This window comes from Priestia sp. TGN 0903, assembly GCF_050846855.1.
GTDB lineage: Bacteria > Bacillota > Bacilli > Bacillales > Bacillaceae_H > Priestia > Priestia zanthoxyli.
In genome coordinates this window covers 740,820-766,101 of the sequence record NZ_JBOZGL010000001.1, presented here as the reverse complement: position 1 = coordinate 766,101, position 25,282 = coordinate 740,820, and the positions used below count along the sequence as shown (strand labels likewise).

Sequence of the window (25,282 nt, the reverse complement as noted above, 5' to 3'; positions counted from 1 at the left end):
TTACTAGTGAGTGAAAGAGTACAAACTGTAGTAAACAGTAGAGATGACGTGACCTCGTTAATAAAGTTGAAAACTGAAAAAAACACAAAAAAAGAGAGTGAAGTAAGCTTTTTTAACAAAATGTTAGTTAATAAAACATTAGAAGAAATACAACAAAGTTTGAAGGATGAAATTAATTCTGATTCGGTAGCTGATCTTTTAACTCTAGAAGAGACAGAAGACAATGGAGGAATTATTGCTTTGTCAGGCTTTTACTTTCAATTTATGGTCTCTATAGATTATCTAATAGAGCTAATTGAAGGAAAATGGGATTATTTATTAATTGATCATCATCAAGATGTGGTAGTTTTTAATAAAGAAAAAATTAGGTTTATTCAAGCAAAAACTAAGAACAAAGAATATAGTGATGTTACAAAAACAGGGTTGTATAAAGAATGGATACAAAAGTTGTTTGAATTAGATAAATTATTTACGCATTCTACTTCTTATAAAACAGAATTTGAATTAGTTACTAATTTCACAGTTCGAAACTCCCCTAATATTCCGGTTGAAATATATTATAGTAATGAGAATTATGACATGAATATTAAAAGAAACCCATTTTTTAATAAGATTGAAGAGTACTCTCAGAAAGGAAATTATGAGGGGCTAGAGGGAGAATACTTAGAGAAGTTACTGTCTAAATTTAAGATGAGTAAAAAAGATACCACTCAATATTTAGACGAATTAGAAAAAAAAATTGGTAATCTATTCAATAGTAGATTCAAAGCTGTAAAAGAAGATATTGACTTTTTAATTGGATATATTTGTTCAAAATGCTATTACCCATCAAATCCAAGAATACAATTTATAGATAAGCAGCAAGCACTTGAAATAAAAGAACAAATTAAAAATCGATTTAATAAGGAGGCAAGGTCATACCTTGAAGAGAATGATTCATTATATTATATCGATAAATATATTATTAAACTCCATCAATCATTTTCGTCTACTATACCCCTTTACTCAGGTCTAGAAAGATATATAAATGAATTTGAATTAGAGTTAAAAAATCATATTAGTGATGGAGGAAGTCTTTTTAACGTAATTAGCCGTTATACAGAACGGAATTTTTCTTCAGCAAAAGTAAATCTATCTCTAGGTGAAGAAATGACTACTTCTATAAAGGAACTATTGGACATAACGTTTTTTATTAAACTAATAAATGAGGGCTATTTAACTATTGATGATAACCATAAAATATTATTGTTAAAAAAATTTGGAGAAGAAAAATTTAGCTTTTTTAATCTACTTGATACTGATGATTTTTCATTAGCTATAAAAAAAATAAGAGATATCATTGAATTGTTAGAATTTTCAGACAAAATAAATGTATTCAAAGAGGGTCCTTTAAAAGTCATCTTTTCCGGTGAATTTGATGAAGATGAGTTTGAGAATGGATCTTTTATAGAAATAAAGAGTTCCAGTTCCCCTTCAAGTAATCAGTTAAAAGAAAATGTAAAAGAAGAATTTAAAACAGCATTAGAAGGATCTATAGTTGAAGTGCCATATGAAATTTCAGTTATAAACGGAAATAACAGTAAGGTAAGGAAATTTTTTAGACAAAGAAGCAAAATTAATGAAGTTGAAGCTTATAAAATGTATATCAAGAAAGAACTTAATAAGGAGTGAAACAATTGAATCAAAGTAAAGTTCTTAGTAATTTACATGAACATAATTTTATAGTTCAAAATTCTGAGATGTTTCTAGAAAATAGTGGATTAATCTATTGTTATAATAAAGCGTTAAATATTGGATTCATAGTTAAAGAGTATTCTAATTATAATTTAGATAACATAATGTCGGACGTTATAGCAGCACGATCAATATTAAGAAATTTAAATATTAATGTATGGAATACTTATTTCATTATTTTATTGAATATTGCAGATTTAGACAAAAATAAAAACAAATATAGAGAGTTTTATCAAATAGAACGTAATTCTAAAGGTTTACGAAAGTATTTAATTCTTGAGGAATCAGATTTATATAGAATACCGTTTATAGAAAGTTACGAAGAAGAGGGAACTAGTCTAAATTTCACTGCAAACTTTAATGAAATTTTGGAAACAAAAGATGAAAAAGTTGATGAGCTAATAAAATGGATTTTTAGTGAGGATGGGGAGTATAAAGAAATACAGAAAAAAAATATAAAGGAAAAAATTAATGAAATATTAATATTGGAGAATTGATTATGAGAATTGATAGACTGGAAATTAAAAATTTCAGAAATTATTTAGGTAGACATGTATTTAAATTAAACAAAAATATAACAATTCTTTACGGAGACAATGGCAATGGGAAAAGTTCTTTTTTTGATGCATTAGAGTGGGGATTAACTGGAAACATATCTAGATTTAATGGTAGTAAAACGCCTAAGGAAGCTCTTGCCAATAAAAAAATTCCTTTAGGTGAAGATTGTTATGTAGAAATTTATTTTGCAAATTTATGTATAAAGAGAATCTTTTATTGTAATGAAGAAGGTTTCGGGAACATAGAGTTTTCTTTAAATACCGTAGAAGAAACAGGAGGCTTAAGAAAAATAACTTCTGGTGAAGATAACGTAGACCGGGCACTAAGAGAGAAATTTCAAGAGCAAGGAGTTAATTTTAAAGATTTAAAATATAAAGTAGGAGAAATAATAAAGAAGGCGTATATTTTATCACAAGATCAGGTTGCTGACTTTGTAACAAGAGATAAACCAAATGATAGATATAACGCACTTGCTAGCATAATGGGTTTTGAAAAAATAGTTAAGATAAGAAAAAATATTTCGAATTCTAAAAAGATAATAGATGAAAAAATTGGAACATTAACTGAAAAAGAAGAAAAATTAAAAGATCATATAAAAACACAACAGCAGAAACGTAAATTTATAGATAACAATATTTTAACTCTCTATCAAAAACAGTATGAAAATGAGAATTTCCCTTTAGAGGAAAAGGAATTACAAAGACAATACGATGACTTACAAAGAAATATTTATAATAACGAAGAAGAAATTAGATTTTTAAAGGGTGTTAAGAATGAAGAAATAAGTAATTTAGCTGACTTAAGTATTCGTATGGAGGAAAAGAGAAAACAGATTTTAATATGCCAAGATGAGCTAAATAAATTTTTAATTAAAGATAACGATGTTTCTGAAAAAATAAAACAATTAAAAGTGAAAATAAAAAATATCTTAGATAATGAAAATCTGAAGAAAGAACTAGAAAATTTAGAAAAGGAAATAAAAGAATTAGAAGATGGTCTACATAATTTAAAATTAGATATATTTCCATATACATTTGATAACTTAAAAAATAATATACAAAAAATAGAGCAGAAACAAAAGTTGATTTCTTATGCTAAAAAGTATAAGTCAGAATATGACAAAGCTAAACAAATTATAGACGGGTTTGAAAACACATTATCTAAAGAAAATCTTTTATTATCTACTAAACAGGATGCTTTATCTTTTTATTTAAAAGAACAACAAAAGTTATCTGAAAGTATTTTGATTAATGATGAAAATTCATCCTTGAATGAGCTTATAAATGGTATGGAACAAATACTTAGCTACGTGACAAAACAAACCCAAAAAGAAGTTTGTCCGGTTTGTTCAAGTAAAGTAGATAATGATTTAGATATTATTTTAAAAACAAATATCAATGAGCTAATAGACAAATTGGACCAGCATAAAGAACAAGTTACTTATCAGTTAAATCTAAAAAAACAAAATAGTAAGGCAATAACAAAAGAGAAGGATTTAATTGCAAAACAAGAGAACGTAATAGAAGAATTAAAATTTAATTTTAATGTTGCATTAGACACACTCAGAAGAATAGAGGGAAATGCATTATTTGGTGAATTCTTCGGTTTGAGTTATACAGAAATTGGAGATATATACAAAAGGAACAATACAGAATCGGACAAATTAAATAGTGCTTTAAAAATATGTGTTCAAATTGAGGAATTAAAAGAAAAAATGAACTTAACTATAAGTTCACAAGAGAGTATTACTGAAGGAAGTTTGAAGACTTTACAAGTTAAATACGAAGAACTGCAAGGCGAAGTTAAAATATATTCAGAAGAAATCGATTACAACAAATCCCTGCTAACAGAATTAAACGAAGAAATGTTTAAATTAAGTCAAATTAAAAGTAAATTAACCTCTTTTCTCAATGGCTATGATAAGAACCTGAATTTAGATGTCAAGGAAGTTTATGAATTCTTATTGAAGAGTCAGCAAGACTTAAAAAATAACCTTCATCTAATAAGGAAGGTAGAGCAGATAGCAAGTGACATGCTATACAATTCAGAGATAGACAAAGAATTGAAAATTTTGTTTATGGAGCTTAAGAAGGTTAAAACTAATAAAAAAGATTTTGCAAAGAAAGCAATAATATTATTCCAATTGATTTCTAAAATTGACAGAGAATATGGTAAAGAAACAGCAGATTTTCTAAATGATAATGATACAGTAATTCAAAGGTATTATAGATATTTAAATCCTCGTCCTTCAGAATTCAACAATTTACATTTCGAAATAGTTAACAATGAAAGTCTGTCAATTAAAATCCTTAATGCCAATTCTTTAGGGGATAAATATAGTATTGATGCCAACATGGTTCTGAGCTCAGGTCAATTGAATGTACTAGCTTTGGCAATATTTATAGCTACAAATCAGGCTCAAGAATGTAGTTATTTTGATTTTGCAGCTATAGATGACCCGATACAAAATATGGATGATATTAACAGGTTTTCTATCTGTGACTTGCTTAGTAATTTAAACAAACAGTTAATATTTTCTACACATGATCAAGAATTCCTTAGTTTATTTGTCAAAAAAAATGAACATAAAAACGAATTTCTTACTGTATATATGTTAAACGCAGATGAAAATAGTTATAAATCAATAATTATATAATAATAAGTAACTAGCTAAAGAATTTCTAAGGGATTTTCTTGATGAAATATCATTCTGATATAAGATTGAAAAAAGGTTTTTAAAGTGGTTAGCTTAGTCTTAATTTTAATATAGAAACAAAGGAGGGAATTCTCAAGATTCTCTCCTTTGTTTCTATATCCTGTTAAATTTATAATGTGTCAATAGAAGTTGAAAAAGGAAAATATAATATCTACTGGTTAAGATTCTATTATAAAATTAGATGTATATCTTTAATTTTCTAGTTCAAATTTAATAAATAGACCTAAAGGGGATTCTATACTAGTCCATTTTGGTCCACTCTCATTAGTATTACCCCTCAGAGTTTGATGTTGAATTTTGTTTCTAATTTGCTTTGCTATGTCTAAGGGTTCTCCAGGTTCTAGATGCTCTGAGTTTTCTAAAATAGTAAATAACTTATTTATAAACTCTTCCTTTAAACCTATCTGTATTCTCAAACCCTGTGGGGCGTCATTGGCAAAAATATTATCAAATCTATAAAGAGTACTTGCTTTTTTATATAAAATACCATTAATTTTGTGACTTTCTAATTCTGTTATTTCTGTTTTGAAATTTTTAAGGTCTCTAGAATTAATTTTGTTATTACATGCTAAAGTGTTGGCGAATTTAGAAAAGCCTAACAATCGAAGAGAGGAGGAAATTTCACCTAGTATAATTGTGTCAATTATTTCATTTTTAGTTACAAAAGAAAAATTTAATTGGTATTCAGGATCTGCAACTTTAAATATTGCAGTTTCTTTACTATTATGTTGGGGAACAAATACTCCCGAGACTATCCTCTGATCGATTATTCCTTTAGGGTCAAGTAGGCTATGTTTCTGAATAAAGCCAGCATCTAATTGGTTATTAAGGACATTTGGGCTACTTTGTGTACCTTTACATTCAATAACATGCAAATTCCCAAGCATATCTACCGCTACAAAATCAGGTGATTTGTCAGGTCCTCTTTTTCCACTCTTACTCAAAGCAAGGCTAGGATGTCTTTTGACAACATAATTAGTGGGGCAAATAAATATAAGATCTAGAGATCTAGATAGGATAGAGGAAGAGAATCCAACTCCCATGTCATCGCTCAAAATAGTCTTTTGATGAGAATCAACCTCGTCCCATTCACTTCGCATTCTCAAATATGGACTTGGTGAAATTGCTGGAAGATACCTCAACCAAGCCCATAAATCACCAAGGTTAAATCCAAAACTTACTGGAAGGCTAGTTCTTTTTGCAATGTGTATAAGTACTTCCAAAATATCAATATCAATTATCGATTGTAGCTGTAATTTAGTTGGAATTTTAAGCCCCCGTATAGTCCAGGAGTCAGTATCAATATCATATCGAATTTTTCTTTTTATCATTTCTAAAATAATTCTCCTGATGAATATAATAATTTTTATAAACTCGTTATTGAAATTTGAGTCTGATTTTATTTCTTTAAACCTGGATGTCGTAATTAACTTTATATATCATAATTTCTAATTGGTGAAAAAATTAACAGGTAATGCCGGAACGCAGGTGTAATTTATCTTATGTTCTAAATCCTGTAACTCTAAAATCATCTCCCGTAATTTCTGAAGATACCATGTCTATGAATTGATAAATTGATTTAGTTATAAATTCTGATAATAACCACCCAGCCTTTCCAGATAAGTGTTTATCTAAAGTATTAGGATCATATCGAGACATTTCACTTAAGCGATGCATAGCACCAAACATTAAAATTAAAGGATTTCGGTCAATAATACAGCTATTATTGATTAAATCTGACCGCTTAATATACCATAAATTATTAGCGCTATATATGTATCGGAATCGATTTCTATTTTTCTTATAATAGGATTTAAAAGAAGCTCTACTAATGGCATTTGGTTGATTTCTATAGGCATCCCAACTAAATCTCTTTTTTAACCGGATTACATAATAATCATTATTATCATAATAAGGATCGATTTCAAATGATGGTAATTTAGACATGGTAGTTTTGTTTGAATATTCAGGTTCTAATCTAGCTTCGAACCATCCTTTTTTTAAAGATTTTTCATAAACAAACCTTGGTTCTTCTATAGGAATATATAGTTCGGGTTGATTGGTATAAGTCATACTATAGGCTCTATGAATAAACTCTAAGTTATAAAGGATGTCTTTTAATGTAAATGCTTCTTTTTGTTGTAGAGTAGTTGTTTTAACGTGTTCACCGAGGTAACTACAGAGTCCTGCTAAAACCCCTCTAGGGTGGATGAAAACCATTTCGTTTAGAATATTAATTTGGGAGTTGATACTTTTCCCTGAAACTCCATGTTTAGTATCGAAAGTTACAGATTTACAAGTTAAAAGTGCTTTTATAGCGTTTAGAAAACAATAGTATGTTGTTAAAGGTTTAGATAATATATCTAAGTGCTCTGTTGCAATAAAAAAATTTTTTGACTGATTCCAATAATTTAAGGCATCATTATATATTTTTTTATCAGATTGCTTACGTTTGAAGTACATTTCCACATATTGCCAAGTGGAATCGGTGAGTACAGTTTTACTTGTAAAATTGGGTTCTATAAGTGCTTTTCGCATAAATATTTCTTTATTACTTATTTTAATGGAGGTTCTAAGGGGTTTAGTTTTAATTTTAGATTTAATACCTTTCAACTCTTGTTCTAAACGCTCAATTCTTTTTCTATTACTGCTAATGGACTTTTTTGCACTCTTTATAGGATCAGTAGCCATAGTTATACGGCCTCCTTATATTAAACAATTTACTACTTTAATTATAGATAAAAAATGTAAAAAAACTAGTCTATAGAACTATTTTTATTTGTAGCACTTATTTGGGATAGTAAAATTATTAAAATTAAAAAGCGCTATTTTTTAGAATGAAATAAATTATTTGGCTGACAATGTGTAAAAAATCATTCATAAATACATGTAACAGCTAATGACTATAAACGTACTTATTAAACCTAAATGTGTAATCTTGATAATTAACCCTTTAACACTGTGAGAAGCTTTAGCTCTAGGACGCATAATAATTACACAAATATATAAGTCAGTATAAGAGAAGGAGAATTAATCGTCCGTAATATCATCCAGCTCTCAGGTGTGCATAAGCCGATGAAACGGTTGTGGATTTCTTCTTTAACACCAAAAGCCATTTATGATGGGTTTCAACAGTTAAAAGACGAAAGCGACACGCGCAACCTTTATTATGAAGCCTATACAAGAGCATGCGCGGATTGGGTCGTTGGGATGAATGCTTCACGCGTGTATAGCATCTTATTGAAAAAGCATGGGATGTCAGACGTTTTTTCAGCAGGGCGCGTGCAGACACCAACGCTTGCTTTAATTGTAAAGCGTGAAAAGGAAATTGATAATTTTAAATCAGAGCCTTTTTGGGAAGTGCTTGCTAAGTTTGATATTGAAGGAAAAAAGTATGAAGGCAAATGGCATCAAGACGGAGAGTCGCGTCTTAAAGAAAAAGAAATGGCGTATAAAATTGCTCAGTTTTGCGAAGGAAAAGACGCACAAGTTCATGAACTCGTAACGGAGCGAAAAGAGTTCCAGCCGCCTTTATTATTTAACTTATCATCACTTCAAGCAACGGCGAATAAAGCGTTTAAGTTTTCACCTAAAAAGACGCTTGATGTGCTGCAAGGGCTGTACCAGAAAGGAATTGTTTCTTATCCACGATCAGACTCAAACTACGTAACAGAAGGCGAAGCGGAAACGTTTCCTGAGATTTTAGAAAAGCTGAGCGCTTTTTCTGAATATGAACATTTATTTCCGCTTCCTTACCCTTCGATTCTAGGAAATAAACGCTACGTAAATGCAAAAAAAGTGAGCGATCACTATGCGATCATCCCAACGGAACAAGTGAAGGACCCGAGCAAACTGTCAGGAGACGAACAGAAAATTTATGACTTAGTCGTAAGACGGCTAATTGCAGCACACTACGAAAAAGCGATTTTCGACTACACAACGATTACGACACTTGTGGAAAAGCGAGCCGCTTTTATTTCAAAAGGAAAGCAGCAAATTCAAGAAGGCTGGCGCAAGGTAATTTTTCAAAATGAGAAAGACGACGATGTCATTCTTCCGAATGTTCAAGAGGGGGAAGAAGGTAAAGTTATGAAGGTAGACGTAAAAGAAGGCAAAACACAGCCTCCAAAACGCTACACCGAAGGTCAGTTGATTACACTGATGAAGACAGCGGGTAAGCATTTAGATAACGATGAGCTGGAGAAAATTCTAGCAAAGTCAGAAGGCTTAGGAACAGAAGCAACGCGTGCTGGAATCATTACAATGCTTAAAGATCGTAAATATATTGATGTGAAAAAAAACCAAGTGTTTGCGACTGATAAAGGAAAGGTATTGATTGACGCGATTGGAGATAAAATTTTAGCTTCACCAGAAATGACGGCTAAGTGGGAGCAGCGTCTAGCTGAAATTGGAGAAGGAGCAGCATCGGCCGCTGCCTTTATGGAACAAACAAAGAAACTGTCAGCTAAAATTATTGAAGACGCTGTCGAAGCAGAAAGCAAGTGGAACTTCAGTGGATATGACACTGAATCCATTCAGCGAAAAGGCAAGGGCAAAGGTAAAAGCTTTTCTTCTAAATCGTTTGGTTCATGTAAGCTTTGCGACGGAAAAGTAGTCGATAAAGGTTCATTTTACGGATGCTCAAACTATGCAAAAACAAAATGTACATTTACCGTATCGAAAAAGATTTTAGGTAAAACAGTCACGCAGGCTAATTTAAAAAAACTGTTAAGCGAAGGGCAGACAGACTTGATTGAAGGCTTTAAAAAAGGTGATAAGACTTTTAACGCTAAGTTAGAATGGAAAGAAAACAAAGTGCAGTTTTTATTTGAAAAATAGAGAAATAAAAAGCGCTTGCTAAAGATAAAGAGCAGGCGCTTTTTGTATGTAAAAACAGGAGTTTTCCAGCCTTTCTAGAATTTCCTACATAGCTTATTTATGTAAAGGATGAGATTAATGAAACGAACGAGTAAAGGGATGATTCCGTTTTGGGATTATATTGGCATTGAAGAAACGCTGCTTGAAAAAGGATATGCAGAGTTGAAAATTACGATTCAACCACAGCTTCTGCAAGGAAGAGGAACGGTTCATGGAGGCGTTATTGCCACGCTTATCGACGCGGCTGTTGGTTCGGCTGTGCGTTCTTCTCTTTCTGAGGAGGAAAGTGCCAGTACAGTTGAGTTAAAAGTAAATTACACAAGGCCGGGTATAGGCGAATATTTAGTTGCAAAGTCTACATTGTCTCACCGCGGCAAAACGCTTGCTGTTGGAGAAGTGAAAATTGAAGACAGCAGCGGCAAGCTTGTTGCGCTTGGCAGTGCAACATATATGATTTTTTTAGCAAAAAAAGCTTAGGATTCTAAGCTTTTTCTGCTGAATTCAGCTGCTGACTAATACATGCAATAATTGTTTTATAGTAAGCTTTGGGATGGGGAGCAAATTCACTTTTATGTGCTGTACGGTGAATTGGCTCTTTTTCATTTGTTATCCCTTCAATGATCAGTTCTGTTTGATTTCCAAGCCACAGTTCGCAAAAGTGAGAAAACGGAGCTTTTACAAGGCCTGATACTTCTTCTTGCTGCAACGTAAACGCACTAAGAGGGTGAGAGCTGTAGTATAAAAATACATGTGCAAATTCTTTATCAACATAGTGCGGCTGAGATACTTCGTATTTAAAGACATCTAAAGGAAGCAATTCATCAAATGAAATGTTGACGCCGAGCTCTTCGTGAATTTCTCTTACACCGTCCTCAGCGGTTTCTGTATGAAGCAAATGTCCGGCAGCTGTGATATCGAGTGCACCGGGGTAATCTTGCTTTTGCTCGCTGCGAATTTGGAAATAAATATAGTCTATATCATTTTCGCGGCTGACAAACCAGCAGTGAAACGCTTCGTGCCAATAGCCTTTTTCATGAACTTCTTTGCGAGACGCTGTTCCTATGCGCTGCTGTTGGGTGTTAAATATGGTTAACACTTCATCGTTCATCATAAGTCCCCCAATTTGTTTCCTACTTCTTCCTACTCTAACCTGCCGTGAAAGGTATGTAAATAATGGAAGATGAAAATCTGCTTTGATACATACAAATATGCACAAAATAAAGGATACATCAATTTTAGTAAAGAAGGTGCATGCGTTGAATCATTGGATGGAAGTAGTACTTCGTTCAGTGCTGATTTTACTTGGCTTGTTTTTTATTACAAAGCTGTTAGGAAAAAAACAGTTATCCAAACTTTCTTTTTTTGAATATATCGTTGGCATTACGATTGGAGATATTGCAGGAACCATTTCAATGGATGTAGATTTACAGGCAAGTCATGGGGTAGTAGCAATTTTAGTGTGGGCATCATTTCTTATTGTTGTGTCAAACGTATCGTTAAAAAGTATAAGCTTTCGAAAAGCGGTGGAAGGGACGACGACGATCCTCATTAAAGAAGGAAAAATCCTTGAGGAAAATGTGAAAAAAGAAAAATATACCGTAGATGAGCTCATGGAACAGCTTCGGAAAAAAGACATCTTTTATGTGGAAGACGTAGCTTTTGCTATGCTCGAAACCAACGGCGAATTAAGCGTGCTGTTAAAAAAAGAAAAGCAGAACGTTACGCGTGAAGATTTATTAATAAAAGGAGAGGCGACGAGATTACCTCAAACGATTATCATGGACGGAAATATAATGAAAGAAGCGGTTCATGAGCTAGGATATAGCGTAGCGTGGGTTAAAGAACAGCTCAAAGAGAAAGGTGCTGCAGTCGACAAAGTATTTTTAGGGCAAGCAGACTCAGCGGGTCATCTCTATCTTGATTATTATGAAGACTGAGGCTAGGACAAACGTATTTTAGCCCAAGTGAAAAACGAACCACTAATCAACATGTTGAATAGTGGTTCGTTTTTTTGTGATGGTACATATCGTTTTATCTGTTTCGTTCCCTCTAGCAGTTGATTGGAGGGCAAGGTAAAGGCTCCTGCGGAAAAAGCGGATCAGGTGAGACCCCGCAGGAGCGCAAGCGACGAGGAGGCTCAGCGGCCGCCCGCAGAAAGCGAAGTCTTGCACGGAAATCAACTTCGGTGTCACAAGCAGTCCAGCTCATGTATCTCATTTGTTCGCCTTTAGGCTGAATTCATTTCGTTATGTCTCAGCCTCAGCGGGGATCTACTTCTCGTCCAGATTTTATGTCGATGACTTTAAGGCTGTCTTTTGGTGCTTTAATATCTTTACTTGCAGGCGCTGCTTTTTTATTTTCTACCCAGTCTACTAACAAATCAAAAGATTGATGAGCATATGGGAGCAGGGGCTGAAGCTCTTGATTTGGATCCGTTTGTTTATTCCACACTAAGCTATCAACGTGATTTCCGTTTTTCACAGTATAAAGGCGATGAAGATTTGCCTTGCCAGCTTTTTTAACGAGTTTTTCATAGCCTTCGGCGTGAATAGACGGGAAGATAAGTGAATCGAGAGAGCCAGTCATACTGATAAGAGGCACATCGATATCGCCCGTATTTTCTACTTTTGCTACATTTTCTTTTACGCTTTTTGGACGGGTTTGATAGCGATAGTTTTCAAAGATGTAGTCCCATGAACGGTCGCGCAGGCCTGATGAAGTAAAGTTTAAATAGTTGTGCCAGTTTGTTCTTCCTGGAGCTGTCGGATCAAAGTGGTCACGGTAAATGTTTAAAGTGACCGCCCAGTACACTTGATCATGATAACTCCACAGTTTTTCTGATCCTTTCGGAAGGCCGGCTTTATACATTTGTTTAATAGCTTTTTTCTGCTCTTTTCCCGTTCCGTACAGCGCTTCTTCCGCATTGTTTACAACCGGTGTTAGTGAGCTGATTAAATTTGGCGCTTTTGCACTCCACAATACGCCTTCCCAATCGACGCCTCCATCAAATAAACGAGGCTCTTTGGTTTGTTTTGGATCGTCGTGTTCAAGTGCGTATCTGACAACGTATCCGCCGTTTGAAATGCCAATTGCATACGTGGGTACTTTATGATCGTTTCGAATCAAATCGCTTGCAGGGTTTTTTCGATTAGCCGGATTGATTAGTTTGTCTGAGTAATGAGTAGTCAAGTATTGCTGAGCTGCTTTTGTCATTTGACGATAGCGCATATTCCATTCTGCTACGCTGTCGTCTTCATTAGCAAGCGCATTTTTTACTTTAGCAAAAGGATCGGTAGGATCACTTTCTCCTTGTGTTCCTTTATCAATTGCAGCAAACGCATAGCCTTTTTTAAGAACGTAATCGCTGAATAATAAATCGGTGGACGTTTCGTTGCGCGTAGCAGGAATGCCGGCTACCACAAGTTTTCCATTCCAGTTATCAGGAACCCGGATGACGAATTGAGCGTCTTCAAAAATTCCATTTACTTGCGTTCCTTTAACCGCAGCGGGCTGATTGATTCGATACCAGCCTGATTCATTTTCAGCTTTTCCCCAGTTATAAGGAGTAAGCCCGATGTTTCCATAGAGCGTAGCCTGCTGATATTGAGCCGGGTTTTTAGTCGTCAGCCAGTTCCCGTTCGCTCCGTCAAAATAGGTTTCTGCTGATTGATCAGCATTTGGAATGACATCTGTTTTGTTAGCAGCTTCAGCAAGAGATCCTGAAGCGGAAAAACAAAGAGCAGCAGAAAAAGTAAGCGTTATCATTTTTCGTTTCACGTTTCTTCCTCCTCATGAAAATACTCATACCTTTTAAGTAAATTCCATAAAAAAGAAAAATGTCCTGTTTTAAAATCAATTTAGAAGAAAGTTTTTGCGTTTGTTTCTAAGCTGTTTTTGTCTGACAAATAGGTAAACTGCATCCAATTCTCTAGTTTCTTTTTAGGCTGCTTATATTATAATGAAACAAGGATTAAAAAAGACAGGGTAAAACAATCGATTAAATAAGTATAAAAGAAGGTAAGGGAGTAGGTCTATGAGTAGCTTTAACAGTCAGTTTTTGTATTCCATTACAATTATTCTATTAGGATACATACTAAAACGAACAAACCTCCTTCAGCAAAAAGACGGGGAAGCTTTAGCAAGAATTATTTTTAATATTACAATGCCTTGCTTGATTATTGTTACATTCAGCAGTATTAAAATTGATGGATCGCTTATTTTACTATTAGTTATTGGGATTGTCTATGGCTTGCTGTTAGCTGCAGTCGGAATTTTTGTTTTTCGAAAAGATGAGCGAAAGGTGAAAGGCATGCTGACGATGATGATTCCAGGGTTTAATATTGGAATGTTTGCCTATCCGTTAGTAGAAGGCATTTGGGGAAAAGAAGGGCTTAAATACTTTGGTATGTTTGATGTCGGAAATGCTTTTGTTATTTTTGTTTTATGCTACGTAATTGGCAGCTACTACTCAGGGGATGATATTGACATTGAATTTAAAAAGATTTTATACAAAGTATTAAAATCGATGCCGCTTCTGACCTATGTAACCATTTGTCTTCTTGCGATTATAGGCCTTCATTTACCAGCATATGTATTAGACGTCTCAGGTATTATCTCTAAAGCGAATATGCCGCTTTCTCTTTTGCTTTTAGGCGTATATTTAAATTTTTCGTTCCAAAAAAGCTACTTAAAAAAAATTATCATGTTTTTAAGCATTCGCTACGTGATCGGACTTGGCGTAGGAATTGCGCTGTTTTTCTTGCTTCCATTTGAAGATATGTTCCGGTATACAATTTTAGTTTGTTTCATTCTACCCGTAGCGGGATCCGTTTTACCTTACGCAGTAGAATTCAAATACGATCAGAAATTTGTCGGGACCGTTTCAAATATGACCATTTTGCTTAGCTTTTTGCTGCTGTGGGGAATGACAAATATTTTAATGTGAATAACAAAGGACGCTCGCACTTGTGAGCGTCCTTTTTGATGAAAAAAGGATATTCCCAAATAAACAGAGGTAAGCTAGGAGAAGAGAAAATCCATCATACATACAACCTGACGGGAGGAAAAAACGTGGAGTCCTTAACTTTTGTTTTATTTGGCGCAACGGGTGATTTAGCAAAAAGAAAAATCTTTCCTGCTCTTTATAATTTATTTACAGACAAAAAGCTTCCTGATACTATTTCTATTATTGGATCAGGATACGAGCAGCTATCTCATGAGGATTTTAAAGAGCGTGTAAAGCAATCTATAAACGATTTTTCAAGACGGAAAATGGAAAGTAACGAGGAAGATTTTTTGTCGCTGTTTCATTACCAAGCAGTAGACGCAAGCAAAACAGAAGATTACAAACAGCTGCTAAAGCTTGTGAATGAGCAAGAAACAACTCATAGAAGTAAAGGAAATCGTTTGTTTTATTTGTCCGTAGCACCAGAATACTTCGATGTAATTGCGCTGCATATAAAAAAAAGCGGCTTAGACCAAACGAGCGGCTGGAAGCGTCTTATGATTGAAAAGCCATTTGGACATGATCTTGCTTCTGCAAGAAAGCTTAATGAAAAGCTAAGCAGTACGTTTAAAGAAGAAGAAATTTATCGAATTGATCATTATTTAGGTAAACCGATGGTGCAAAATTTAGAAGCGCTTGAATTTACGAACCCTGTACTGCAATCATTGTGGAATAACAAACACATTGCGAATGTCCAAATTACAGCAAGTGAAACAGTCGGTGTTGAAAATCGTGCAGGGTATTATGATCATACGGGAGCCATACGCGACATGATTCAAAATCATATGCTGCAGGTTCTCATGATGACAGCCATGCATCTTCCAAAACGAATTTGCTCAGAAAACATTTTAGAAGAAAAGCAAAAAGTAATGGAGTCACTGAGGAAAATTCCAGCACAAGAAGTAGCTCGCGATGTTGTACGAGGACAATACGGAAGCGGAGAAATTGATCACAAATCTGTTAAAGGATACAAAGAAGAGCCCGGCGTAGAAGCAAACTCTAAAAATGACACGTTTGTAGCCGCTCGCTTATGGATTGATAATCCATTTTGGAAAGGTGTTCCTTTTTATATTCGAACGGGTAAACGAATGAAAGAAAAATCAACTCGTATCGTCATTGAATTTAAAGATTCGTTAAAAGGTCTGTATGAAACTCCTTATGATAAAGTAGCGCCAAACTTATTTATTATTGAAATTAGCCCAAGCGAAAACGTCGCTTTGCAGCTTAATAGCAAAAATCCATTAAAAAATGGTGTGATTGAGCCGGTTCGTATTACGTTTTCAAGAGAAGAAGAAAGTGTGCCGGAGGCATATGAACGAATTATTTACGACGCATTAATCGGCGACTCCACATTTTTTGCCCATTGGAAAGAAGTAGAGCTATCTTGGCAGTGGGTACAGCCAGTATTAGATGCATTTGAAGCTGATATGCTGCCGCTTTATGAATATCCATCTGGTTCACAAGGCCCTGAAGAAGCACAAAAATTAGTTGCACAGGAAGGCTTTAAATGGTGGCTCGATGACGATGAACATGGGGAAGCACCTGGAGTGTTTTTGCCGATTTGAAAAAGACATCTCTTTGAGGGATGTCTTTTTCACGGTTTGTATATTCTGAATTTTCTTGAGATGATTATTTTCCCTGCGTATAATCAAAAGAGTATAATGCATGAAGTATTGTGTATAGATCTATATAAAAAGACGCAGGGGGACTTTTGATGAAAACGTTAAAAATAGCGAATATACCAGGAGATGGAGTAGGGAAAGAAGTTGTTCCAGAGGCAGTTAGAGTTCTTCATACGATTGCAGAGCTTCACGGGGGATTAAAATTTGAATTTACAGAATTTCCTTGGAGCTGTGATTATTATTTGAAGTACGGACAAATGATGCCGGAAGATGGGCTACAGCAGCTTCAAGACTTTGACGGAATTTTTTTAGGAGCCGTAGGAAATTTAAATCTTGTGCCAGACCACGTGTCGTTATGGGGTCTGCTTATTAAGATTCGTCGAGAATTTCAGCAGGTAATTAATATTCGTCCGGCCAAGAGGCTAAAAGGCATCGCATCTCCACTAACGGACCCAAAAGACTTTGATTTAATTGTTGTTCGTGAAAATAGTGAAGGGGAATACAGTGAAGTAGGAGGCCGGATATATCAAGGAGAAGATCAAATTTCGATTCAAAATGCGGTTTTTTCTCGAAAAGGAACAGAACGAGCGATGCGCTATGCTTTTGAATTAGCTTCTAAAAGAAAAGCCAAAGTTACAAGCGCCACGAAGTCAAACGGAATTGTTCATTCCATGCCGTTTTGGGACGAAGTGTTTCAAGATGTTGCAAAGAGTTATCCTCATATTGAAACAGATTCCCAGCACATCGATGCGCTGGCGGCTTTCTTCGTAACAAATCCAAGTCGTTTTGATGTCATTGTGGCAAGCAATTTATTTGGAGATATTTTAACAGATATCGGAGCTGCTATTATGGGGAGTATTGGCGTTGCTCCTGCTGCAAATATTAATGTGAACGGAAAATATCCTTCGATGTTTGAACCGGTGCACGGGTCTGCTCCTGATATTGTCGGAAAAGGAATTGCAAATCCAATCGGACAGATTTGGACGGCTAAAATGATGTTGGATCATTTCGGTGAACAAGAATTAGGCAGTCATTTGTTAGAGGTTATTGAGCAAGTGACGGAATCGGGTATCATTACACCAGATGTTGGAGGCAGTGCAACTACTAGTGAAGTAACGGATCAAATTATTTCTCATTTAAAAAAGTGACGCTTCTAAAAGAGGCTGGGATAAAAGTAATGTAGTTGAAGGGAAATCCGAACGATTAATCGTTCGGATTTTTTCATTGTGATGGTGAATGTAGGTTTCATTTATTGATTTGTTTCTATAGAAAAATGAAATCGATAAATACATGTTGACACTTACATATATGAACCCTATAATAGTTTGAGTTGAGATAATTCGTATACATATTATTTATGGACTATGCTTTAGTTTGTTTTAATAAATAGGTACGAATGAAAAGATAAAAGGAGGAAAATCATGCAGAAATCGAAATTATGGACAAAAGATTTTTTAGCGGTCTCACTGACTAGCTTTTTTGTTTTTGTCATTTTTTATATGTTAACTGTCACATTGCCGCTGTTTGCAACGGATGAACTTCATGCAAGTAAGCAAAGCTTAGGGTTAATTGTGACAATTTTTTTAGTCTCCGGCATTGTGTTCAGACCGCTAGCCGGTAAGTGGATGACAACATTAGGACAAAAGAAAGTCCTATTAATAGGTGTCTTCATCTTTTTAATTGGTTCTATTTTATATATGAATATCCACTCATTATCAGCGCTGCTGCTGCTGCGTGTGCTTCATGGTATTGGTTTTGGAATGAGCACAACTGCTACAGGAGCAATTGTTGCAAATGTAATCCCTGAACAGAGAAAAGGAGAAGGGATGGGATACTATGCGACGTTCATGAATTTAGCGATGGTAGTGGGTCCGTTTGTAGGCTTAACGTTAACAAATACTTTGGGTCATACAGCGGTCTTTACCGTTGCGATTGTATCTTCTGTTTTAGCAGCATTATGCAGTTTAGTACTTCGTGTACCTGAGGTGGAGCCAGCTTCTTCTGCAACAAATAAAATACAGCCAGCTAAAGGTCTTGCGGCGTTTTTTGAATACCGTTCGCTGCCTATTTCTGTTGCTGGCCTTGTGGTAGCTTTTTCATATGCAAGTGTTATTTCGTTTGTGTCTATGTATGCAAAAGAAATGGGCTTTACGCAAGCTTCAAGCTTTTTCTTTGTTGTATACGCGGTGTGCTTATTAGCTTCTAGACCTTTTACTGGAAAATGGTTTGATCAATACGGAGAAAACAGCGTGGTATATCCGTCCATTTTATCTCTAGCTATCGGTATCTTTTTGCTTAGCCAAGCGACAACAAGCTGGGTGTTTTTATTAGCTGGAGCATTGATTGGATTAGGATTTGGAACGATTACATCAAGTTTTCAATCCATTGCTGTAAAAAAAGCTTCTCCTCATCGCCGAGGTGTCGCCACGGCTACGTTTTTTGTGTTTTTTGACTCTGGAATGGGGTTAGGGTCCTTTTTATTAGGTATTTTATCTACAGCAGCCGGATATAAAGGAATGTATGTATTCTGTTCCATTGTTGCTCTTTTAGCTATAGCAGTATACCTTGTATTGTACGGCCGAAAAAGCCAGAAACAGCGTATTCTTTCTCAAAATGAATCATTAGGAAAATAATATAAATAAAAAAAGGCGTGCTCAAGGGGAGCATGCCTTTTTTATTTATGGAGCTCTAAAGAAAACGGCTGTGAGCACATCGATATTGAAGCCTTCCTGATTTCTTTAGAGATTTCTTTTATTCCACTTCTTCTTTTGTAATCCACTCACTGGACCATGTCTGAATTTCCTGAATTACCGGCGCCAGTGCTAATCCTTTGTCGGATAGCGAATACTCGATTCGAACAGGAGTTTCCGGAATAACCGTACGAATGACGATTCCTTCATGCTCTAATTCTTTTAAGCGCTCGGATAAGAGCCTTCCGCTTACTGGAAGTGCTTCTTGCATTTGAGAAAACCGCTGTGAGCCGGAAAGCAGCTGAAAAATGATCAAACTCGTCCAACGTTTCGTTAGTATAGTAACAGCCTTTTCAAAACGCGGGCAGAGTGCTAAACCGTCCATGTTATTACCTCCATTCTCTTCCTATATTATAAAACAAAGTCAGCATTTTATCTAGTGTTGTGTAATTTAATTACTTAAAGAACATAAATTACTTTACGTTTTTATGTTTTAATTATATAATTTATATAATTAAAGAAGTTAATTACTAAAAGTAACAAATAGAACATAAAAGCTTTACAAGATAAATGTATCGTCATATAATACTTTAAGCAAGTAAAGTTACTTACTTTTAGTAAGCTAATACATCAATTAAAAAAGATAAATGTAGTGAAGTGCTAGAAAAAATATTTGTTCATGTGAGAGATTGAGCACAATGTGAAAAGAGTAGATAAGTGAAAGACACATAAGAGGAGGAAATGACTGTGATTAACGAAAAAGTTGTTTCAATTTTAAAAGATAAAATTAATGTAGTAAAAAATGATGATCATTTTATTTATATAGTAGGACCTATCACGCTTCCGGTGAATCTAGATGGAGAGACACAAGTATTTAGTTGGTATTCATGGTTGCGTTCTGATAATGTAAAAGAAGGATCTTTAAGTACGGAAGAGCTTATTGAAAAAATGCAAGGAGCTAATTTAGCTGACATGCAGCAATCGAGTGTTCTTGTGTACGGAGATTTTCAAGAATCGCATGAGGCACTCATTCGTATGCACAGTATCTGCCATACGGGAGACATATTCGGAAGCAAACGCTGCGACTGTGGTTTTCAATTAAAACAATCGATGAAAATGATTGTCGAAAATGGAAGCGGAGCGCTATTTTATTTAGCAAATCATGAAGGACGCGGCATTGGCCTATTCAGCAAAGCAATGGCATACGTTCTTCAAGAAAACGGATTTGATACGGTAGAGGCGAATGAAGGGTTAGGATTTGAAGATGATACTCGCAGTTATAGCGAGGCCATCAGTGTGTTAAAAGTACTGCGTCAAAAACCTGTTACGCTGATTACGAATAATCCGAAAAAGCTAATCGCACTTGAGAAAAACGGCGCACTTTTATCAGGGCGCGTTCCACTTTGGGGAGATGTATCTCAGTTTAATGAAAAGTATCTAGACACCAAAGTTAAACGTTCAGGACACTTAAAAGAGGAGGTTCTTCTTTGATCAATCACGAATTTTATATGAATATAGCTTTACAAAACGCAAAAGCAACAAAAGGACAAACAGATCCAAATCCGCTTGTAGGATCTGTCATTGTAAACGATAATCGAATCGTTGGAATCGGTACGCATTTAAAAGCGGGAGAGCCTCACGCTGAAATTCATGCGCTGCGAATGGCTGGCGAACAAGCACAAGGAGCGACTGCTTATGTAACGCTAGAGCCTTGTTCACACCACGGACGTACAGGTCCTTGTGCTGAAGCGCTGGTTGAAGCCGGTGTAAAAAAAGTGGTCATAGCAACTTTAGACCCCAACCCTTTAGTAGCAGGTAATGGAGTTGAAATTTTAGAAAAAGCAGGCATTGAGGTCATAACAGGTGTATGTGAAGAAGAGTCACGTCAAATGAACGAAGTCTTCAATAAGTATATTGTAACGAAGAAGCCGTTTGTTTCGTTAAAGTCAGCGATTACGTTAGACGGTAAAATAGCTACTGCTTTTTCTCACAGCAAGTGGATTACGTCTGAGGCAGCTCGTTTGGATGTACATCAGCTTCGTCATGAAACGGCGGGTATCTTAGTAGGGGTGAACACGGTCATTAAGGACAACCCCGAGCTGACAACTCGCATCGAAGGCGGCCGAAGCCCGATTCGTATTGTGATGGATTCGAAGTTGCGTATGCCCCTTGATTCCAAGCTAGCAACGGATTCTTTAGCGCCAACATGGGTATTTACAAGTCAGGGCTATTCAAAAGAAAAAAAAGAACAGCTTGAGAAACAAGGCGTCGAAGTATTTGTCACAAGCGGTGAGGACAAAGTAAATCTTGAAGATATGCTTTCTATACTAGGTGAGAAATTTGTGTCGTCTCTTTTAATTGAAGGAGGCGGCGAAGTGAATGCCGCATTTCTAGAAAATCGTTTAATTGATAAATTGGTGCTGTATATGGCTCCAAAGCTTTCAGGAGGAAAAGAAGCTCCTACTTTTCTAGAAGGAAAAGGCGTAGAAAAGATGTGGGATGCAGTGGACGTGGAGCGTCTTTCTGTTATTTCAATTGGTAAAGACTTTAAATTTGTTGGATATCCTGTTTATAAATGAAAAATGTAAATGAGGCTGGAACAAAAATATGTTAGTTGAAGGAAAATCCGAACGATTTATCGTTCGGATTTTTTAGAGAGGAAAAATAATACACTATTTTACTCTTATAGATTAATTTGCTATTATAGGGAATGGTCAATTTCGAAACATTGCATAAATTTTTAGCGTGTTTACAGTTGACTATCTAAATAAAAGCACTATATGTTTATAGAGAGAATATATTATGTGAAAGTAAGGGTGAGAAAAGAGATGAGAGAGTATAGAATTGGGAGTGTTATGAGAGACCTTCGCAAAATGGCAGGGTTGACACAACAAGAATTATCAAGAGACATTTGTACACAAGCGCAAATCAGCAAAATTGAAAACGGTGAAGAATATCCATCAAGCATTACCCTCTATAAAATTTCTAAGCGCCTTGGCGTAGATGTTAACTACTTTTTTGATAGTGTAGAATCACCTCGACTTGATTACGTAGATGCGGTTCAATCGTTAATTCGTCAATATATTCGTCAGAGAGATTATGATGCTATTCATAATATCATTGTAAAAGAAAAAGAAAGTCCCCTGTTTCAAAATCCGCTGAACAAGCAGTTTTTAATGTGGCACGAAGGTATTTGCGTGTATTACATTCATCACAACAAAGAAGATGCGCTGTCTAAAATGTACCAAGCGATCGAGCTTACTAAGCAATCAGCAACGTTTTATAAAGAAAGAGAAATTGAAATTTTAAATAGCATTGGGATTATTCTTTATGAAGAGAAAGAGTATGAACAGGCTCTAGATACATATCAAACAGCACTCAAAAGCTTAAATGAGCTGCCCCAAACAAAAGACGAAAATATAAAAATTAGAATTTTAAATGCACTTGCCAAAACGCTTGGAGATATGAGTAACTATGATGAATCATTGATATATAGCAACCGAGGAATCGATTTGTGCATTAGTAATGAATCAATGTATTTATTTGGAGAACTTCATTACCAAGCAGGAGAGAGCTTAATCAAATTAGGTAAAATTGAACAAGGTAAAGAATATATGGAAAAGTCTATGACCATTTTCACCTTGCAGCGAAACGAGCGATTCGTCAAGCTAGTAGAAAAAGAACTTGAAGCTCTATTTGTTTAAAATATTCCTATCATTATAATTTTTGAGAAATTTCTATCAAAATGGAGGAAATCCATGGTTTTAAGGTGATAAATGCTGATAGAAAGGAATTCATCTACTTTTATCCTGTGATACACTAGAGTCAAATCAAAGAAAGAGGAGGAAATAATTATGAAAAAAGTATTAGTCGGTATGGCATTAGCGTTTACATTAGTAGCAGGTGTTGCTTCAGTTGGAACAAGCGTAGCAACAGGAGATTTTTCAACATTAGGTCTTCCAAGCCAACATTAATAAAAAAAGCCGTGCTAAAAAGCACGGCTTTTTCTTATTGTGTTTTACTTGACTGATCTTTGTTGCGTTTGTTTCCTTTTGAATTATCCCCGCTTGAAATTTCTTCACCCATTTCAACAAGGTGGTGCTGCGTTTTTGGATTACTTTGATTAGCGCTTCCTTTGTTATTCTTTTTTGTCATATCCATTCTCCTTTAAAACGATGGCAATGCATCGAGATTATTTGTTTTGTCATGGTCAGGAATGCTGCGAATATACGTACCGCCGTCTTTCCCTACAAAGGTACTCACATGCTCAACGTCCCCAGCTTCTACTTTTTTTAACGCTTCTTCATAGGTTAAAACGTCTCCTGAAGCCGTTTGGAATTCTAAGAGGTCACCGTCTGCATTTTTACGCACTGCAACGAAACGTTCTTTCATACAAATAAACACCTTCCTTTACATCTATATGGTTGCTGAAATAGTCGTTTTTATTCATTATAAAAAGTGATAAGGTAAAGAAAAGAGTGCAAAGGGGATAAAAAATGACAACATTTAATTGGCATGATCAAGCTCAAGACGAGTGGAACCAAAAAGTCTCATTTTGGAATAGCCGAAGTGAAGAGATGTGGAAAAATGGAAGTCGGAAAACAGTGATTCCATTTATTCAAAAACATCTTAAATCAGGTGGTATGGTGGCAGACGTGGGCTGCGGTGATGGGTTTGGAACGTCTCTTCTAGCTGCTTCTGGATACAAAGCAATCGGTCTTGATTTATCGGAAGAAATGATTCAAAAAGCATCGCAGCTGCATAAAAGTGAAAATTTGTCGTTCGCTCAAGCTGATATTATGAAGCTCCCGCTGTCTTCTGAATCAGTAGAAGGGGTTATGGTAATCAATGCGTTAGAATGGACTGAGCACCCGCGGTTAGCTTTGAAGGAATTGTACCGAGTTGTAAAACCAGGAGGATATGCATGCGTAGGTATTCTTGGGCCAACTGCTCAGCCTCGTACCAACAGTTATCAAAGACTATATGGGGAAGACGTTATTTGCAATACGATGATGCCGTGGGAGTTTGAACAGCTTGCAAAAGAAAATGGATGGGAAGTAATCGATGGCGAAGGTGTATATAAGCGAAATGTTACTGATAAGCTGATTGGACAGCTCCCAAATGAATTAAAGCAAGCCTTAACGTTTCTATGGCTATTTATGCTCAAGAAACAATAAAAACAGCACGCGTCTCCTTATATGTAGCTGTACAAAGGGTACACTACAAACTGGAGGTGAGTGACATGAGTAAAATTAAAAAAGACCGCTCAAAATCAGAGCTAGGTTCACCAAATGTAGAAGGACAAGGGACGACCACTTCTGAACAAGGTGTTCAAAGCAGTTCAGCTAACAAAAAGCAGAAGCGTTCATAACAAAAATAAAACGAACTTGCAGGGAGAACAACCAGCTCACTGCAAGTTCGTTTTATTTACGGTGCCATCTTTATAAGTAAGAAGGTATTGTCTGCAAGATTGCAGATAGCTTATAATAAAATCTGAGCCAATAATTGTAATTTTCTACAAGCTTGGTTTACATTCGATGTAAAGCGGAGGTGTAATAAATGGTGAATAAAAGATATTTACCGGATACTGCAGCGTCTCATGCAAAGCCTGATATTAGAGAGGCGATACTTTGCATGGGGTGGACGGTTTAGTAATAGACATCGCCTAACCGAGCATATCTCATTTCTAATATATACGGCTTTGCCCCTTATTGTATAAGCAAAATCACATAAGGAGCTGGCAGAAATGACGTATGTAAAAGCAACAAATATTTTACCTGAAGAGCTGATTAGTGAAATTCAAAAATATATTCAAGGAGAAACCATTTATATTCCGAAGCCGCAGAAGGCAAGGAAGAAATGGGGCACTTGCTCTGGTGGAAGAAAGTTGATTGACGAGCGAAACGAACAGATTAAGACGTTGTTCAAAAAAGGAGCTTCAATCGAGGAGCTAGCCCGTGAATACTTCTTATCAACCGAAACCATCAAAAAAATTGTATATAAAAAGCAACGGTAAAAATCAAGCGCGGGCGACTGAATGCCCGCGCTTTTTTAGGTATAGTTTATTTCTGATTTATTT

Annotated in this window: 23 protein-coding genes and 1 pseudogene; 17 read left to right on the top strand and 7 right to left on the bottom strand. The window is 35.4% G+C overall.

Translation table 11 applies throughout. The annotated features are described in order from the left end of the window. Positions 1 to 6: 6 nt before the first annotated feature. From ACRPLY_RS03990 to ACRPLY_RS03980, 3 genes are read left to right on the top strand one after another with little or no spacing between them, the layout of a single operon-like run. Positions 7 to 1,671 (top strand): hypothetical protein, encoded by a 1,665-nt coding sequence (locus ACRPLY_RS03990; protein ID WP_432231570.1) that lies wholly within the window; start codon positions 7 to 9, stop codon positions 1,669 to 1,671. A gap of 5 nt (positions 1,672 to 1,676) precedes the next feature. Further along, entirely contained in the window at positions 1,677 to 2,231 is a 555-nt protein-coding gene (locus ACRPLY_RS03985) for an ABC-three component system middle component 1 (RefSeq protein ID WP_432231569.1), read from the top strand. 2 nt (positions 2,232 to 2,233) lie between these two features. Continuing rightward, complete coding sequence (locus ACRPLY_RS03980; protein WP_432231568.1) at positions 2,234 to 4,948, top strand: AAA family ATPase; 2,715 nt, start codon at positions 2,234 to 2,236, stop codon at positions 4,946 to 4,948. Positions 4,949 to 5,199: 251 nt separating this feature from the next. Here ACRPLY_RS03980 and ACRPLY_RS03975 read toward each other — a convergent pair whose 3' ends face one another. Together ACRPLY_RS03975 and ACRPLY_RS03970 are read right to left on the bottom strand one after the other, a co-directional pair. Continuing rightward, a complete protein-coding gene (locus ACRPLY_RS03975; RefSeq protein ID WP_432231567.1) occupies positions 5,200 to 6,339 on the bottom strand; it encodes a hypothetical protein in 1,140 nt (379 codons plus the stop codon). 169 nt (positions 6,340 to 6,508) lie between these two features. Continuing rightward, positions 6,509 to 7,699: a YaaC family protein gene (locus ACRPLY_RS03970; protein WP_432231566.1), complete on the bottom strand. Its 1,191-nt coding sequence runs from the start codon at positions 7,697 to 7,699 to the stop codon at positions 6,509 to 6,511. A gap of 327 nt (positions 7,700 to 8,026) precedes the next feature. On the opposite strand from ACRPLY_RS03970, the pseudogene ACRPLY_RS03965 reads away from it, so the two are divergent. Then, positions 8,027 to 9,847 (top strand): annotated as a pseudogene (locus ACRPLY_RS03965) (DNA topoisomerase 3); the annotation flags it as partial. Between the two features lie 117 nt (positions 9,848 to 9,964). Then, complete coding sequence (locus ACRPLY_RS03960; RefSeq protein WP_033578746.1) at positions 9,965 to 10,363, top strand: PaaI family thioesterase; 399 nt, start codon at positions 9,965 to 9,967, stop codon at positions 10,361 to 10,363. 4 nt (positions 10,364 to 10,367) lie between these two features. Here the strand turns inward: ACRPLY_RS03960 and ACRPLY_RS03955 are convergent, their stop codons facing one another. Continuing rightward, a complete protein-coding gene (locus ACRPLY_RS03955) occupies positions 10,368 to 10,997 on the bottom strand; it encodes an NUDIX hydrolase (protein WP_432231565.1) in 630 nt (209 codons plus the stop codon). A 136-nt stretch (positions 10,998 to 11,133) separates the two neighbouring features. On the opposite strand from ACRPLY_RS03955, the gene ACRPLY_RS03950 reads away from it, so the two are divergent. Next, the gene (locus ACRPLY_RS03950; protein ID WP_432231686.1) at positions 11,134 to 11,823 is read left to right on the top strand and encodes a DUF421 domain-containing protein; all 690 of its coding nucleotides are present in this window, start codon (positions 11,134 to 11,136) and stop codon (positions 11,821 to 11,823) included. Between the two features lie 119 nt (positions 11,824 to 11,942). After that, positions 11,943 to 12,122, top strand: a complete 180-nt coding sequence (locus ACRPLY_RS03945; RefSeq protein ID WP_081732878.1) for a hypothetical protein — start codon at positions 11,943 to 11,945, stop codon at positions 12,120 to 12,122. Between the two features lie 23 nt (positions 12,123 to 12,145). Here ACRPLY_RS03945 and ACRPLY_RS03940 read toward each other — a convergent pair whose 3' ends face one another. Continuing rightward, complete coding sequence (locus ACRPLY_RS03940) at positions 12,146 to 13,663, bottom strand: alpha/beta hydrolase (RefSeq protein ID WP_432231564.1); 1,518 nt, start codon at positions 13,661 to 13,663, stop codon at positions 12,146 to 12,148. Positions 13,664 to 13,919: 256 nt separating this feature from the next. On the opposite strand from ACRPLY_RS03940, the gene ACRPLY_RS03935 reads away from it, so the two are divergent. The 4 genes from ACRPLY_RS03935 to ACRPLY_RS03920 all read left to right on the top strand — a co-directional run bounded on the left by ACRPLY_RS03935 (position 13,920) and on the right by ACRPLY_RS03920 (position 19,146). Beyond that, positions 13,920 to 14,831: an AEC family transporter gene (locus ACRPLY_RS03935; protein ID WP_432231563.1), complete on the top strand. Its 912-nt coding sequence runs from the start codon at positions 13,920 to 13,922 to the stop codon at positions 14,829 to 14,831. A gap of 125 nt (positions 14,832 to 14,956) precedes the next feature. Next, positions 14,957 to 16,456, top strand: a complete 1,500-nt coding sequence (gene zwf, locus ACRPLY_RS03930; protein WP_034268269.1) for a glucose-6-phosphate dehydrogenase — start codon at positions 14,957 to 14,959, stop codon at positions 16,454 to 16,456. Positions 16,457 to 16,605: 149 nt separating this feature from the next. Beyond that, positions 16,606 to 17,661 carry a tartrate dehydrogenase gene (locus ACRPLY_RS03925; protein ID WP_325077588.1) on the top strand — a complete coding sequence of 352 codons (1,056 nt, stop codon included), beginning with the start codon at positions 16,606 to 16,608 and terminating at the stop codon, positions 17,659 to 17,661. 273 nt (positions 17,662 to 17,934) lie between these two features. Next, positions 17,935 to 19,146 carry an MFS transporter gene (locus tag ACRPLY_RS03920; protein WP_432231562.1) on the top strand — a complete coding sequence of 404 codons (1,212 nt, stop codon included), beginning with the start codon at positions 17,935 to 17,937 and terminating at the stop codon, positions 19,144 to 19,146. Positions 19,147 to 19,264: 118 nt separating this feature from the next. Here ACRPLY_RS03920 and ACRPLY_RS03915 read toward each other — a convergent pair whose 3' ends face one another. Further along, entirely contained in the window at positions 19,265 to 19,588 is a 324-nt protein-coding gene (locus tag ACRPLY_RS03915; protein WP_014460492.1) for a winged helix-turn-helix transcriptional regulator, read from the bottom strand. Positions 19,589 to 19,950: 362 nt separating this feature from the next. Here ACRPLY_RS03915 and ACRPLY_RS03910 point away from each other — a divergent pair, with 362 nt between their 5' ends. The 3 genes from ACRPLY_RS03910 (at position 19,951) to ACRPLY_RS03900 (ending at position 22,907) form a co-directional block, all read left to right on the top strand. Continuing rightward, positions 19,951 to 20,694: a GTP cyclohydrolase II gene (locus ACRPLY_RS03910; protein WP_033578753.1), complete on the top strand. Its 744-nt coding sequence runs from the start codon at positions 19,951 to 19,953 to the stop codon at positions 20,692 to 20,694. Next, positions 20,691 to 21,782, top strand: a complete 1,092-nt coding sequence (gene ribD, locus ACRPLY_RS03905; protein ID WP_028413665.1) for a bifunctional diaminohydroxyphosphoribosylaminopyrimidine deaminase/5-amino-6-(5-phosphoribosylamino)uracil reductase RibD — start codon at positions 20,691 to 20,693, stop codon at positions 21,780 to 21,782. Before ACRPLY_RS03910 ends, ribD begins: the two co-directional genes overlap by 4 nt. A 249-nt stretch (positions 21,783 to 22,031) precedes the next feature. Continuing rightward, complete coding sequence (locus tag ACRPLY_RS03900) at positions 22,032 to 22,907, top strand: helix-turn-helix domain-containing protein (protein ID WP_014460489.1); 876 nt, start codon at positions 22,032 to 22,034, stop codon at positions 22,905 to 22,907. A gap of 304 nt (positions 22,908 to 23,211) precedes the next feature. Here the strand turns inward: ACRPLY_RS03900 and ACRPLY_RS03895 are convergent, their stop codons facing one another. Both ACRPLY_RS03895 and ACRPLY_RS03890 read right to left on the bottom strand, forming a co-directional pair. Then, positions 23,212 to 23,358, bottom strand: coding sequence for a hypothetical protein (locus ACRPLY_RS03895; protein ID WP_013056671.1), 147 nt, complete (start codon positions 23,356 to 23,358; stop codon positions 23,212 to 23,214). Between the two features lie 12 nt (positions 23,359 to 23,370). Beyond that, complete coding sequence (locus tag ACRPLY_RS03890) at positions 23,371 to 23,595, bottom strand: DUF3892 domain-containing protein (RefSeq protein WP_013056672.1); 225 nt, start codon at positions 23,593 to 23,595, stop codon at positions 23,371 to 23,373. A gap of 104 nt (positions 23,596 to 23,699) precedes the next feature. Here ACRPLY_RS03890 and ACRPLY_RS03885 point away from each other — a divergent pair, with 104 nt between their 5' ends. The 3 genes from ACRPLY_RS03885 to ACRPLY_RS03875 all read left to right on the top strand — a co-directional run bounded on the left by ACRPLY_RS03885 (position 23,700) and on the right by ACRPLY_RS03875 (position 25,219). Next, positions 23,700 to 24,380: a class I SAM-dependent methyltransferase gene (locus tag ACRPLY_RS03885; protein ID WP_034268278.1), complete on the top strand. Its 681-nt coding sequence runs from the start codon at positions 23,700 to 23,702 to the stop codon at positions 24,378 to 24,380. Between the two features lie 65 nt (positions 24,381 to 24,445). Next, positions 24,446 to 24,574, top strand: a complete 129-nt coding sequence (locus tag ACRPLY_RS03880) for a YuzL family protein (RefSeq protein WP_013056674.1) — start codon at positions 24,446 to 24,448, stop codon at positions 24,572 to 24,574. A gap of 366 nt (positions 24,575 to 24,940) precedes the next feature. After that, the gene (locus tag ACRPLY_RS03875; protein ID WP_285852074.1) at positions 24,941 to 25,219 is read left to right on the top strand and encodes a CD3324 family protein; all 279 of its coding nucleotides are present in this window, start codon (positions 24,941 to 24,943) and stop codon (positions 25,217 to 25,219) included. Positions 25,220 to 25,282 lie beyond the last annotated feature (63 nt).

What these genes read in the sequence shown, in the direction of transcription:
- ACRPLY_RS03980 (WP_432231568.1), top strand. Translation starts at nt 2,234, where the DNA reads ATGAGAATTGATAGACTGGAAATTAAAAATTTCAGAAATTATTTAGGT.
- ACRPLY_RS03975 (WP_432231567.1), bottom strand. Translation starts at nt 6,339, where the DNA reads ATGATAAAAAGAAAAATTCGATATGATATTGATACTGACTCCTGGACT.
- ACRPLY_RS03970 (WP_432231566.1), bottom strand. Translation starts at nt 7,699, where the DNA reads ATGGCTACTGATCCTATAAAGAGTGCAAAAAAGTCCATTAGCAGTAAT.
- ACRPLY_RS03960 (WP_033578746.1), top strand. Translation starts at nt 9,965, where the DNA reads ATGAAACGAACGAGTAAAGGGATGATTCCGTTTTGGGATTATATTGGC.
- ACRPLY_RS03955 (WP_432231565.1), bottom strand. Translation starts at nt 10,997, where the DNA reads ATGATGAACGATGAAGTGTTAACCATATTTAACACCCAACAGCAGCGC.
- ACRPLY_RS03935 (WP_432231563.1), top strand. Translation starts at nt 13,920, where the DNA reads ATGAGTAGCTTTAACAGTCAGTTTTTGTATTCCATTACAATTATTCTA.
- ACRPLY_RS03925 (WP_325077588.1), top strand. Translation starts at nt 16,606, where the DNA reads ATGAAAACGTTAAAAATAGCGAATATACCAGGAGATGGAGTAGGGAAA.
- ACRPLY_RS03920 (WP_432231562.1), top strand. Translation starts at nt 17,935, where the DNA reads ATGCAGAAATCGAAATTATGGACAAAAGATTTTTTAGCGGTCTCACTG.
- ACRPLY_RS03915 (WP_014460492.1), bottom strand. Translation starts at nt 19,588, where the DNA reads ATGGACGGTTTAGCACTCTGCCCGCGTTTTGAAAAGGCTGTTACTATA.
- ACRPLY_RS03900 (WP_014460489.1), top strand. Translation starts at nt 22,032, where the DNA reads ATGAGAGAGTATAGAATTGGGAGTGTTATGAGAGACCTTCGCAAAATG.
- ACRPLY_RS03895 (WP_013056671.1), bottom strand. Translation starts at nt 23,358, where the DNA reads ATGACAAAAAAGAATAACAAAGGAAGCGCTAATCAAAGTAATCCAAAA.
- ACRPLY_RS03890 (WP_013056672.1), bottom strand. Translation starts at nt 23,595, where the DNA reads ATGAAAGAACGTTTCGTTGCAGTGCGTAAAAATGCAGACGGTGACCTC.
- ACRPLY_RS03885 (WP_034268278.1), top strand. Translation starts at nt 23,700, where the DNA reads ATGACAACATTTAATTGGCATGATCAAGCTCAAGACGAGTGGAACCAA.
- ACRPLY_RS03880 (WP_013056674.1), top strand. Translation starts at nt 24,446, where the DNA reads ATGAGTAAAATTAAAAAAGACCGCTCAAAATCAGAGCTAGGTTCACCA.